General features: G+C 72.7%; 11 protein-coding genes. 5 read left to right on the forward strand and 6 right to left on the reverse strand.

From position 1 onward, the window contains the following. Positions 1-455 precede the first annotated feature (455 nt). Positions 456-1,244, reverse strand: coding sequence for a protein phosphatase 2C domain-containing protein (locus IE260_RS17985; RefSeq protein WP_189873026.1), 789 nt, complete (start codon positions 1,242-1,244; stop codon positions 456-458). A 435-nt stretch (positions 1,245-1,679) separates the two neighbouring features. On the opposite strand from IE260_RS17985, the gene IE260_RS17990 reads away from it, so the two are divergent. The 5 genes from IE260_RS17990 to IE260_RS18010 are packed head-to-tail and all read left to right on the forward strand — an operon-like array spanning position 1,680 to position 7,408. Further along, positions 1,680-4,580 (forward strand): sensor histidine kinase, encoded by a 2,901-nt coding sequence (locus IE260_RS17990; protein WP_189873028.1) that lies wholly within the window; start codon positions 1,680-1,682, stop codon positions 4,578-4,580. Continuing rightward, positions 4,577-5,080: a roadblock/LC7 domain-containing protein gene (locus IE260_RS17995; RefSeq protein WP_189873030.1), complete on the forward strand. Its 504-nt coding sequence runs from the start codon at positions 4,577-4,579 to the stop codon at positions 5,078-5,080. Before IE260_RS17990 ends, IE260_RS17995 begins: the two co-directional genes overlap by 4 nt. Then, positions 5,077-5,508, forward strand: a complete 432-nt coding sequence (locus tag IE260_RS18000; protein ID WP_189873032.1) for a DUF742 domain-containing protein — start codon at positions 5,077-5,079, stop codon at positions 5,506-5,508. Before IE260_RS17995 ends, IE260_RS18000 begins: the two co-directional genes overlap by 4 nt. Continuing rightward, complete coding sequence (locus IE260_RS18005; RefSeq protein WP_189873034.1) at positions 5,489-6,130, forward strand: GTP-binding protein; 642 nt, start codon at positions 5,489-5,491, stop codon at positions 6,128-6,130. The genes IE260_RS18000 and IE260_RS18005 overlap by 20 nt, the downstream gene beginning before the upstream one ends. Before the next feature lie 15 nt (positions 6,131-6,145). Then, positions 6,146-7,408, forward strand: a complete 1,263-nt coding sequence (locus IE260_RS18010) for a styrene monooxygenase/indole monooxygenase family protein (protein ID WP_189873036.1) — start codon at positions 6,146-6,148, stop codon at positions 7,406-7,408. Here IE260_RS18010 and IE260_RS18015 read toward each other — a convergent pair. From IE260_RS18015 to IE260_RS18035, 5 genes are all read right to left on the reverse strand, one after another. After that, positions 7,372-8,538 (reverse strand): C40 family peptidase, encoded by a 1,167-nt coding sequence (locus tag IE260_RS18015; protein WP_189873038.1) that lies wholly within the window; start codon positions 8,536-8,538, stop codon positions 7,372-7,374. The genes IE260_RS18010 and IE260_RS18015 overlap by 37 nt on opposite strands. Before the next feature lie 103 nt (positions 8,539-8,641). Beyond that, a complete protein-coding gene (locus tag IE260_RS18020) occupies positions 8,642-8,941 on the reverse strand; it encodes a DUF8847 domain-containing protein (RefSeq protein ID WP_189873040.1) in 300 nt (99 codons plus the stop codon). Between the two features lie 10 nt (positions 8,942-8,951). Then, positions 8,952-9,605 carry a TetR/AcrR family transcriptional regulator gene (locus tag IE260_RS18025; protein ID WP_189873042.1) on the reverse strand — a complete coding sequence of 218 codons (654 nt, stop codon included), beginning with the start codon at positions 9,603-9,605 and terminating at the stop codon, positions 8,952-8,954. Between the two features lie 207 nt (positions 9,606-9,812). Continuing rightward, the gene (locus IE260_RS18030; protein ID WP_188183380.1) at positions 9,813-10,751 is read right to left on the reverse strand and encodes an AurF N-oxygenase family protein; all 939 of its coding nucleotides are present in this window, start codon (positions 10,749-10,751) and stop codon (positions 9,813-9,815) included. 276 nt (positions 10,752-11,027) lie between these two features. Continuing rightward, the gene (locus IE260_RS18035) at positions 11,028-12,485 is read right to left on the reverse strand and encodes a penicillin-binding transpeptidase domain-containing protein (protein ID WP_189873044.1); all 1,458 of its coding nucleotides are present in this window, start codon (positions 12,483-12,485) and stop codon (positions 11,028-11,030) included. Between the last annotated feature and the right edge of the window lie 25 nt (positions 12,486-12,510).

The raw sequence follows: 12,510 nt of genomic DNA on the forward strand, positions 1-12,510 counted from the left end.
GCTGCGCGCGTCCGACGGCCCGACCGGCGACTTCGCCCCGGGGCGCGCGTCGTGCTCGTCCCGGGCGAGGGCCGCCGTAGGTGCCCTGTTCGCACCACCGCACGGTCCCGGCGGACCGGCGTGCGTGCCCCGAGGCGACCATCACCCGTATCCCTGCGTGAACCCCCTGCTTCCCCCTGGCGGGACCACCGCGGGCGCGGTCGGAGTGGACCGCCGCCAGACGGCGTGCGTGTCCGGAGTTGATCAGCGTGGGGTTCTGCGGGTGCAGGCTGGGTGTTCCTCAGCCGGAGCATCGCGTGCGCGGTCGGAGCGGGTCGCCGCCCGGAACGGCGTGCGTGTCCGGAGCCGACTGCGGGAACCCCGGTTTCCCCTGGTCGGGCCATGAGCGGTCCGTTGCCCGCGTCCCCGCCCGGCCGCCCTGCGTGCCCGGGGGCGAGGGCCGCGCGCGGGGCGGTTCAGAGTTCCGCGTAGGCCACCGTCGCGTCGTCGTGCGTCTTGCCGCGGCCCAGGAACGTCCGCGTCCCCGCGTCGCCGCGCTCCAGCTCCCGCACCCGGTCCACCAACGCCCGTGCGCCCTCCTTGCGCACGAGGCCGAAGCAGTCCGTCCAGTCGCCCTCCCGGAACTTCTCCACCCACCGCGTCGCTCCGTCCGTCAGCGCGGCCAGGGCCCGCACCCGGTCCCGCGGCAGCACCCCCGTCACCGCCCGGGCCGCCACCGACGGATCGGCCGCCGCCGTGAAGAAGCCGCCTTCCTTGTTGCGGAGGGTGGAGTCCACCAGCGCGTCCGTGGCGAGGGCCGAACGGGGCAGGCGGGCCAGCCGGTCGTCGAGGAGGGCCGTGACCGCGCCGTCGGGGGCCTCCACCAGCAGCGCCGAGTCCGACAGGACCAGGTACTCGACCACGGTGGGCGACCAGCGGGCCAGAACCACCGTTGCCTGCGGTGTCCGCGGGTGAGAAAGCTCACAGGTTTCCGCGTGTGCCGCGGAGGTACGCGCGATGGCGCGGTGCAGGGCTTCGGCGAGGGGAACATCCGGGAGTGAAACGGTCAGTTCGGTCAGGGCGCCACCGAGGCGCGCTGTGAACCAGGGGACGGAATGCAGACAGCCCGTCCCGCCGGAGGGCGGTGTCACGCCGTCCAGCACGACGAGTGAACCGCCCTGTCCGGAGGCCGGTAGTCCGACGCTCGCGAAGTCCTCGTTGGGGCGGTCGGGACTGCCGGGTTCCGAGACGAGTTCCGTGCGCATCCGGCCAGTCTGCACGACCCCTTCACACTGTCCGCAAAAGGCTGGCATCTCTTCCGGAATCGGCCCGGCAGCGCAGGTCAGGCGTCGGATTTGGGGTGGAATGCTTCACTCCGGGAACGCGTGGCGGCAAATAGTGCCATCGCCCGCCGCAGACGTCCAACCGGCACGCCGCGGGGGCAGGGTGCATGAGCCAGGGGAACTTGCTCCCCAACTCCCGTCCGGGGTTCACTCCTTCGGGTGGCGGGTCAGGTGATGCACGCCCACTGCCCACCGGCACTGGGAGGGTCGGGAACCGGTGGGGGGTCCTGCCCTGCTCATGGGTCTCCCCGCTCGACGCCGAGTCGGGTGCGGGGGAGCAGAGCTCGGGGGAGAGTGCATGCGCCGACCGGCCAGTTGACGGAGCGCCACCCGGGCCCACGGGTACACGAGTCAGGAATGCGAGCACCGGTGCAGAAGACGCGGCCTCGTCGCACAGGCAAGCAGACGACCCCCGCGGGGGGCGCGGAGCGGACCCCCGGCGTCACCGCCCCGGAAACGCCGGCGCCCCCCGTCGGCAAGGGCCGCCCGACCCACGTACGCAACCGGCTGATCGTCGCCGTGGCGGTCGTGGCCGCCGCCATCGCCGGAGCCGGAGCGCCCTCGGTCGTCGCCGCCTCCGGGCAACTGAGCGAGACCCAGGACCTGGTGACGCTCGCCGAGCGGACCCAGGACGCGCTGACCCTCGCCCACTCCCTCGCCGACGAGCGGGACGAGGTCACCTCCTACATCGCCGCAGGCCGCCCCAAGTCGAAGGCGCCGTCGGAGCAGCGCAGCGCCCGCGTGGACCGGCAGGTGGAGGAACTGGGCGCCGACACCGACACGCCCGCCTCCCTGCGCGAGGACCTCGACGCCATCGCGTCGCTGCGCCGAGCGGCCCTCACCGGGAAGAGCACCGCCCTCGAGGCGCACGAGGCGTACTCGGAGGCGATCGCCGAACTCCACGCCCTCGCCGAGGAACTGGCCGAGCAGCTGCCGCCCCGCGCGGGCGCCGGTGCGTACGCCCTGGCCGAGCTGGACACCGCCGTCCAGCAGGCCGCCGCCACCCGAGGGCTGCTGCTGGCGGCCCTGAACGTGCCGAGCAGCACCCAGACCGTCATCGACCCGATCACCGGCCTGCCGACCGAGACGACCACGTCCTCGGACGCCGAAGCCGAGCAGCGCGACGCGCTCGCCGCCGCCGCCCAGCAGGCCCGGGTGCGCTCCGACGCCGCCCTCGCCGACTTCCGCGAGGGCGCGCCGAAGAAGGCCCGGGACAGCTACGACGCCACGGTCACCGGCCCCGAGGTCAACTCCGCCGAGAAGTACCTCGCCGGCCTCACCGACCAGCCCACCCTCTCCGACGACGACCTCGGCACCAGCGTGAAGAGGCTGGACGCCGCGCTGTCCGCCCGCGTCGACGCGATGCGCGGTGCCGAGTCCGCGCTCTACGACAAGCGCACCAAGTCCCTGGAGCAGCTGCGCGACGACGACGTCACCGCGCTGGAGATCCGGATCGCCGCCCTCGGCGCCCTGATGCTGCTCGCCGTCGGCATCGCCACGGCCATGGCCCGCACCCTCACCCGCCCGCTCTCCGTGCTGCGCCGCGGCTCGGCCCGGCTCGCGGAAGCGGAGGACCCGACGGTCGAGGAGCCCGTCGCCTTCACCGGCCGCAACGACGAGTTCGCCCAGGTCGTCCGCTCCGTCAACGCCCTGCACGCGCACGCCGCCACCCTCGCCGAGCGCGTCACCACGCTGGAGGCCGACCGCAAGCACCTCGTCGGCCAGCGGCAGAAGATGGCCGACGCCCGCGAGGAGCTGCGCGCCGAACTGGCCGATTCCGCCGCCCAGCTGGAGGTCATGCGCAAGAGCATCGGCGGCACCTTCGTCAACCTCGCGCTGCGCACTCTCGGCCTGGTGGAGCGGCAACTGGCCGTCATCGAGAGCCTGGAGGAGCGCGAGCAGGACCCGGAGCGGCTGTCCACCCTGTTCAAGCTCGACCACTTCGCCACGGTCATGCGCCGGCACAGTGAGAACCTCCTCGTGCTGGCCGGTACCGAGCACGTCCAGCACACCGCCGGGCCGGTGCCGCTGGTCGACGTCGTCCGGGCCGCCGTCAGCGAGATCGAGCGCTACGAGCGGGTCCGTATCGCCGCGCTGCCGCCCCACGCGCACGTGGCCGGTTTCGCCGCGGACGACCTCTCCCACCTGCTGGCCGAGCTGATGGAGAACGCCACCACGTTCTCGCCCCCGGACCTGCCCGTCGAGGTCTCCGGCTGGCTGCTGGAGAACGGCGAGGTCATGCTCTCCGTCCAGGACGAGGGCATCGGCACGACCAGCGAGCGGCTGGAGCGGCTCAACGCCCGGCTCACCGACTTCGACCCGGACGCGCCCTACGACCAGGAGGGCGAGGACGGGCTCGGGCTCGGCCTGTACGTGGTGGCCCGGCTCGCCCACCGCCACGGGGCGCGGGTGCAGCTGAGGGAGCAGAAGCAGGGCGGTGTCGCGGCCGTCGTGGTGCTGCCGAAGATGCTGCTCGCGGCGGCACCGCCGGCCGCCGTCGCGCCGTCCGCCTCGCCGGTGGGCGAGGGCACCCACTCCTTCTCCCTGCCGGGAGCCGACGCGGAGGCCAACTCCAACGTCCTGCACGGCCGCGTGGAGAAGGGCGTCGACCCGCTGGTGGCCTCGGCGGAACAGGCCGTACGGCGCGCGGAGGCCGAGGCGGAGACCCGAACCGGGAAGGACGCCGACACCGGGACCGGTACGGCGTCGCCCACTCCTCTGGCGGAGCGGGACTCGGCACCGGACGCCCCGGTGGAGGCCGGCGAGGCGCCCGCGGAGAAGCCGGCCGCCGCTGAGCCCGCCGAGGAGGCGACGGCCCGCGAGAAGCGCGAGGCCGCTCCCGGCAGCCCCGGCGCCCTCCCGGACGAGACGACGATGGAGCTCCTGATCCCGGCACAGGCGACGGAGCCCGACCCCGCACCGGCAGCGGCACCCGACCCCTACGCCATCGGCCCCGACGCCCACGAACGCACCGCGGACGAGGCCGCCGAGCCGGCCGAGCCCGTCACCGACAAGGGGCTGCCCAAGCGGACCCCGAAGCTCACCACACCCGCGTCGACACCGCGCCCGCGCACGGGTTCCGTCGACGCCGAGGCACTGCGCCGCCGCCTGGGCGGATTCCGCCGGGGGGCGGAGGCCGGGCGGCGCGATGTCGAGGCGGAGATCGGCGACCGGACAGATCAGCACCAGGCGCCGACCGCCGCAGCAGGTACAACCGAAGAAGCCACGGGGGGCACTGTCGAGGAGGCAAGCAGTTGACCGCGCCCAGTACCTTCGGACTGAGCAGTGAAGCCCGCAATCTGCACTGGCTGCTGACCAACCTCGTCGAGGAGGTGCCCGGCATCCTCTCGGTCGCGGTGGTCTCCTCGGACGGACTGCTGCTGCTCTCCTCCGACCCCGAGCGGAACGACGCGGCCCGGCAGGCCGGGACCGAGCGGCGCACCGGCCCGCGCGGCTCCGCCGCCGACCTGGCCACCATCGTCTCCGGCGTCGGCAGCCTGACCATCGGCGCGGCCCGGCTGATGGACTTCGGCGGGGTGAAGCACACGATGGTCGCGATGGACGAGGGCAGCCTGTTCGTCATGTCGATCAGCGACGGCTCACTGCTCGGCGTGCACGGCTCCGCGGACTGCGACATGAGCGTCGTCGCCTACCACATGGCGCTGTTCGTCGGCCGCGCCGGCCACGTCCTGACCCCCGAACTCCGCAGCGAGCTGCGGAAATCCCTGGAGTCCGAGTCGACGGGGAGTGCCCGATGAGCAGTAGTCCCAGGAAGACCCCGAACAACCTCCCCGTACGTGGCGCGGACCGCAAGCCGGCCCGCGTACGTCCGTACTCGCTCACCGGCGGCCGTACCCGGTTCGGCCACGTGCTCCTCGTCGAGACCTTCGTGGGGACCACCGCCGCGCTCGAAGCCGCCGAGGAGCGCAGGGAACTGACGAACGGCCATCTCACCTCCCGCGTGATGCCGGAGATGCGGGCCATCGTCGAACTGTGCCGCCGTATGCGTACGGTGGCCGAGATCGCCGCGCTGCTGAAGATGCCGCTCGGCGTGGTCCGCGTGCTCCTCAGCGACCTCGCGGACCAGGGAAAGATCCGTGTATACGGCACCGGAACCGGCCACGGCACGGGCCGTCCGGACCGCGCTCTGCTGGAAAGGGTGCTCAGTGGACTCCGTCGTCTCTGACGCCGCCGCCTTCGGCGTCTCCCCCCTCGTCGAGCCCGACGAGCCCGTACAGCCCTGGCAGACGGACCGCAACCGCGCCCCGATCGCGACGAAGATCGTGGTGGCGGGCGGGTTCGGTGTCGGCAAGACCACGCTGGTCACCTCCGTCTCGGAGATCACGCCCCTGCAGACCGAGGCGCTGATGACCGAGGCGAGCGAGGAGACCGACGACCTCACCGCCACGCCGGACAAGCTCACCACCACGGTGGCCATGGACTTCGGCCGCATCACGCTCGACGACGACCTGGTGCTCTACCTGTTCGGCACGCCGGGCCAGCAGCGGTTCTGGTTCATGTGGGACGACCTGGTGCGCGGCGCGATCGGCGCCGTGGTGATGGCCGACACCCGCCGCCTGAAGGACAGCTTCCCGGCGCTCGACTACTTCGAGAGCTGCGGACTGCCCTACGTCGTCGCGGTCAACCACTTCGACGGCAGTGAGCTGTTCGAAGCGGAGGACGTGCGGGAGGCGTTGACGATCCCCGCGCACATACCTGTAATGATCATGGATGCGCGCCGTCGGATCTCGGTCATCGAGACCCTCTTGTCCCTCGTGGGCCACGCGCTCGACGAAACCCCCGAGTAGGAGACGAACCCCCGCATGCGGAAGATACTCGTCGTCGGAGCCGGTCAGTCCGGTCTCCAGCTCGCCCTCGGCCTCCAGTCGCACGGGTACGAGGTCACCCTGATGTCCAACCGGACCGCGGACGAGATCCGCACGGGCCGGGTCATGTCGACGCAGTGCATGTTCCACACGGCACTCCAGCACGAGCGCGACCTCCAGCTGAACTTCTGGGAGTCCCAGGCCCCGAAGATCGAAGGACTCGGCGTCTCGGTGGCGGCCCCCGGCTCCTTCGACCCGGGCCCGTCGCAGCGCGCGATCGACTGGTTGGGACGGCTCGACGGGTTCGCGCAGTCGGTGGACCAGCGGGTGAAGATGGCCGGCTGGATGGAGACCTTCGCCCAGCGCGGCGGCCAGCTGGTCATCCACGGCGCTGCGGTCGGCGACCTGGACTACTTCTCCCGCGCCTACGACCTCGTCCTGGTCTCGGCGGGCAAGGGCGAGCTGGTGCAGATGTTCGGCCGGGACGCGTCCCGCTCCCCGTACAGCGAGCCGCAGCGCGCGCTGGCGGTGGCCTACGTCCACGGCCTGGGCCCGCGCCCGGAGCACCCGGACACCGAGGCCGTCCGCTGCAACCTGGTGCCCGGCGTCGGCGAGATGTTCATCATGCCGACCTTCACCACCTCCGGCCGCGCCGACATCCTGTTCTGGGAGGGCATACCCGGCGGCCCCCTCGACGCCTTCAAGGACGTGAAGGACCCGGGGGAGCACCTCTCCCTGACCCTGGAACTCATGGAGAAGTTCCTCCCCTGGGAGTACGCGCGGGCCACCAAGGTCGAACTGACCGACGCCGGCGGCACCCTCGCCGGCCGCTACGCACCCACCGTCCGCAACCCCATCGGCCGCCTGCCCGGCGGCGGCCTGGTCCTGGGCGTCGCCGACGTGGTCGTCGCCAACGACCCGATCACCGGCCAGGGCTCGAACTCCGCCTCCAAGTGCGCCGCCTCCTACCTCGCCTCGATCCTGGAGAACGGCGAGAAGGAGTTCGACGAGTCCTGGATGCAGTCGACCTTCGACCGCTACTGGGAGACGGCCCAGCACGTCACCAAGTGGACGAACGCCATGCTCGCCCCGCCGCCGGAGCACATCCTGAACCTCATCGGCGCCGCCGGCCAGCTCCAGCCGGTCGCGGACCGCTTCGCCAACGGCTTCAACAACCCGGCCGACTTCGAGAACTTCTTCTACGAGCCGCAGAAGACCGAGGCCTACCTGGCGGAGGTCTCCGGCGCCGCGGGCGCGTAAGCGGCGGCGTACCCCGCGTCGGACCCGTCCGTCGCCCCCGCGGGGAGCCTCGGCGGAACGTACCGCCGCACGGGCTCCCCGGCGGGGTCGGGCCGCACGGCGCCCAGGACCGGGTTGGCCGCGATGGGCGAAACCTTGACCCTGGCGCCGGGACGCGGAGCCTGGACGACCATCCCGCCGCCCAGGTACATCGCCACGTGGGTGGCCTCGGGGAAGTAGACGACGAGGTCACCCGGGCGCAGCTCGCCGAGCGGGACGCGCTGCAGCCGGGCCCACTGCTCCTGGCTGGTCCGCGGGATCGGCGTCCCGGCCCGCTCCCACGCCTGGGACGTCAGTCCCGAGCAGTCGTACGACGCCGGGCCCTCCGCGCCCCACTGGTACGGCTTCCCGACCTGCTCCACCGCGAAGCGCACCGCCCGGTCGCCCGCCGCGGAGGGCTTGCCGTCGCCGCTCAGCGCCCCGGACGCGATGAACCGTTCCTGCGCCTTCGCGATGCCGGCCGCCTCGAACGCGGCCAGCTCGGTCAGCTTCCGCGGGGTGAGCGAGGCGAGCAGTTTTTCGACGTCCCGGAGCCGGTCGTCCACGTCGTCCCGCTGCTTCTTCTGCTGCTCGGCGAGGGCGATGTGCCCGTCGAGGGCCTTGCGGGCCCGGCGGGCCAGCTCGTCCGCCTTCCTCTCGTTCCCGGTCAGCCGGCCCACCGTCTCGGCCCGCTTCCGCGCCAGCTGCCCGATGACATGGCCCTGGTCGAGCGCGCGCTGCGGATCGCGGGCCAGCAGCAGCCGTACGTAGGGGGAGAGGTCGCTGCTGTTCTGGTACTGCTGCCGGGCCAGCCGCCCCGCCGCGCCGCGGCTGTCGTGCAGGGACAGCCGGGCCCGGGCCAGCTCGGCGTCCAGGCGCTTCACCTCGGCGCGCTGCTTCTTCAGCCGCTCCTCGGTGCCGTTGTAGGTCTCGGTGGCCTTCTCGGCCTCCCGGTACAACCGCTGAAGATCCGTCAGCAGCTCGGCGACGGTGCGCTCGGCGGGTCGGGCGGGTCCGGCGGGTTCGGGACCGGCCTCGGCGGGCACGGGTGCGAGGACGATCCCGGTCGCCACCGCCGTCGTGCACACCAGACGCAGAAGCCTTCCTGACACGTCATCACCTCCGATGCGGAGCGGCCCGTCCACTCCGCACGGCGAGCATCAGACGTGTGCACGCGGTGCGTGCGTCAAGCATGCGCGGTTCGGCGGAACGGGATCACCCTTCCGCGTCGTCCGGCTTGACGGACGGCGTGGCGTCTGGCTTCGACCAGGGCCACCTCCGGCGGCCGCCCTTCTTGCCCGTGGGGTCGTAGGCGTACTTCCAGCGGGCGAACCCGATCCGGCCGCCTCCCTCGCGCGGGACACGGCGGTAGACCAGCACCGTGGGCGGCCCGCCGTCCGGGGCCGGGACCGGGATGCGGTACGTCTTCGGCGGGTGCCCGGTCATCCCGACGAGCACGGGCAGCACCCGCCCGTCCATGGGGCCGCCCTCGAAGGGGGTGTCTTCGCTCTTCACGGCACCAGTGTCAGACATCCGCCGCCAGCGCCTCGACCAGCGCCTCGGTCTGCGGGTCGCGCCGCGCGGTGACGCTCAGCACGGCAACGAACTGGTCCACGAGCCACTCCCGCAGCTCCTCGACGGGCGGCTGCTTGCCCTCGTCCAGCCAGATCAGGGAGGCCGCCTCCACGGCCGTGATCCACATCCGGACGGTCATCCGCAGCCGGGGGCCGGGCTCGGTGACCTCCAGGTGGCTCATGATGTGCTCGGCGGCGGCCCGGCGCACGCCGTCCACGATGGCCGTGGTCCGCGAGGTCTCGGCCACGCTGCCGCCGCGCAGCAGGGCGCTGAAGCCGGTGTCGTGCTGGTCCACGAAGGCCAGATACCGGTCCAGGGCCCGGGACAGGCGGGCCAGCAGCGGGCCGTTGCGGGGTTCGTCGAAGCACAGCCGCAGCTCGTCGGCGGCCGACCGGAGGGCGGCCTCGTACAGCTGCTGCTTGCCGCCGGGGAAGTACCGGTACACCAGGGGGCGAGAGACCCCGGCCCGCTCCGCCACGTCGTCCAGGGAGACCTCCTCCGGCGGCCGGTGCGCGAAGAGGGCGAGCGCGGCGTCGAGCAGCTGACTGCGGCGCTCCTCGACGCTGAGCCGGCGGTAGGCGGGGGTGGGGGCCTGCGGGGTCATGAACCGCAGCGTAATCGCTCCGCTTCCGGGGCCGGGTGCGGCCGTTGTGCGAGCGGCGGCCGAAAGGTGCCGTCCGGTGCGGTGGGCGGGGGCGGGTCGCGCGGTCCGGCGCTGCGGGGTGCCTCCCCGCTCTCGGCTTCGCTCGAGCGGGGGGACCCCCATCGCCCACCCGTGCCGCCCTGCGGCACGGCGGCCAGCGGCCGCGTCCTACGCCAGCAGGCCCGACGACCTCCACAGCCGCCGCCCGACGCCCCGCAGGACGCCGATGTCGTCCAGGAAGTCGGTCAGCCGCTTGGCGCCTGTCTGCATCACCTCGCGGCGGTGACCGCTGGCCTTGACCTGGGCCATGGCCTCCCGCTTGTCCAGTCCCACGTTCGTGTAGACCTCGGGGTTGATGAAGGCGACCGAGAAGACCCGGGCGAACTCACCCGAGGTGATGCGGGTGAACTCCTGCGACCACTTCGGGGCCGTCACCATCTGCCGACGCAGCTCCTCGCGCGCGTACCGCACGTGGCGCGCCTCCTCCACCACGTGGATGCGCGTGACGCCCCGGATCAACGGCTGGATCCGCTCGTCGGGGAAGGTCAGGCGCTGCATCCAGTCCAGGACCTCCTCGCCGAGCAGCGTGGCGGTGAAGGAGCCGGGCGTGGTGGAGATCGTCTTGAACAGACGGCCCAGGTGCTGGTGGACCGGGCTCACCGGGTACCACGGGGTCTCACCGCGGGATATCAGCCGGGCGAACATCTTCGAGTGCCGGCACTCGTCCTCGATCTCGGTGAGCGCGTACCGCACGTGCGCGCTCGTCGCCGACTTGTCGTAGATGTGCCGGACCAGCAGCTGCATCAGGATGAGCTCGAACCAGATGCCGAGCGAGGCGAGCGCGGCGGCCTCGTGCTGGGAGAGCAGGATCCGCTGCTCCTCGCTCATCCGCTTCCACATCGGGGTGTCGTACAGCGACACGAGCTCCGGCGGCCAGAACCATTTGCCCTCCTCGAAGGGCGCGTCCCAGTCCAGCTCCTTGTCCGGGTCGAAGGAGTGCTTGGCGGAAGAGTCGAGCAGCCGTTCGGCCACCTGCTCCCGGTCCTTGAGCAGGCCGAGCGCGTCGCGCAGGCCATCGAGCGCGTCGGCTTCCGTCAGGGTCGTCATGGCTGTCCCACCTCGTCGTACGGGATTGCGTCGGGTTACCCGCGGTCACTCACTCGTCTTATGAGACTGCCTGTCAGCAAGCCCGTCAATCCCCCGCGCGCGACTTGTTTACTCCGCGTCTACTTCAGGCCGGGCAGCCCGGCCCGCGGGGCAGGAGATGCGCAGCGGGAAGGCGCACGGCGCACGACGGAGCCGTCACGGTCCCCCGGCCGCTCGAACCGCTCCCGGGGCCGCGCCGGCGGCAGGTCGGGGTACCGTCCGTCCGGTACCCCGGTCTCACGACGCGAGCACCGCCTCCATCACCGCCCGCGCGATCGGCGCCGCCAGCCCGCCCCCGCTGACCCGCTCGCGGTCCGCCGCCGACCCCTCGACCACCACCGCCACCGCGACCGCCGGTTCCGGGGCCCGCTCGCTCTGCGCCCAGGAGACGAACCAGGCGTACGGCGTGCCCGAGTTGCCGACGCCGTGCTGCGCGGTGCCGGTCTTGCCGCCGACGACGGCGCCGCGGATCGCCGCCTTCGACCCGGTGCCGTTCTCCACGACGCCGGTCATCAGCTTCTTCAGCAGGGCGGCCGTGGCCGGCAGCATCGCCTGCCGGGAGGGGCTCGACCCGGCGGCCGCCACCAGGCTGCCGCCCGCCCGGACCGTCCGCTCCACCAGGTACGGCGCCCGCAGCTGCCCGTCGTTGGCCACGGCCGCCGCCACCATCGCCATCTGCAGCGGGGTGGCGCGCGTGTTGTACTGTCCGATCGACGACAGCCCGAGCTGGGCCTTGTCCACCGAGGTGTCGAAGGTGCTCCGCGAGACGGAGAAGGGGACCAGCAGCCCGTCGTCGTTGAAACCGAAGCCCTCCGCCGTGGCCGCCATGTCCGTCGCGCCCACGTCCACGCCGAGCTTGGCGAACACCGTGTTGCAGGACCGCTCGAAGGCCTCCCGCAGCGAGGCGTCCTTGCACCCGCCGGACTCGTTCGTCAGCCGCGTCCGCGTCCCCGGCAGGGTGTACGGGTCGGGCGAGCGGGTCGGCGCGTCGAGGTTCCGGATCACGCCGGCGTCCAGCGCCGCCGCCGCGGTGACCACCTTGAACGTGGAACCCGGCGGATAGGTCCGGCGCACGGCCCGGTTGAGCATCGGCTTGTCCGGGTCCTCGTTCAGCCGCCGCCAGGTCCGGCCGGCGGTCGCATCGTTCCCGGACAGCCTCTGGGGGTCGTACGAGGGGGCGGACGCCAGGGCCAGGATCCGGCCGGTCGACGGCTCGACCGCGGCCACCGCCCCCTTGTGCGGGCCGAGCCCCTCGTACGCCGCCCGCTGCGCGGCCCGGTTGATCGTCGTCACGACGTCGCCGCCCGGATTGCGGGCCCCCGTGACGTCGTTCCACAGGGGGAGCGGCGCGAGCATCGGGTCCGCGCCGGAGAGCAGGCCGTCCTCGGTGTGCTCCAGCAGCGTCGTCCCGTACTCCTGGGAGGCGAAGCCGGTGATCGGCGCGTACAGCGGGCCGTCCCGGTAGGTCCGTTCGAACCGCAGGTGCTCTCCGGTGTCCCGGGAGCCGGTGACCGGCTCGCCGCCGACCAGGATGTCCCCGCGGGGCTGCTGGTAACGGGCGATGTCGGGGCGGCGGTTGGCGGGGTTGGCGTCGTACTCGGGGGCCTGGACCACCTGCACGCGGGCGGCGTTCACCAGCAGGGCGACCAGCAGCAGGGCGCAGAAGGCGGCGGCGTGCCGGATGTGCCGTGTCACGCGTCCTCCCGGGCCCGCACCGCCC

The sequence above is a fragment of the Streptomyces viridiviolaceus genome (genome assembly GCF_014650995.1).
GTDB classification, from domain to species: domain Bacteria; phylum Actinomycetota; class Actinomycetes; order Streptomycetales; family Streptomycetaceae; genus Streptomyces; species Streptomyces viridiviolaceus.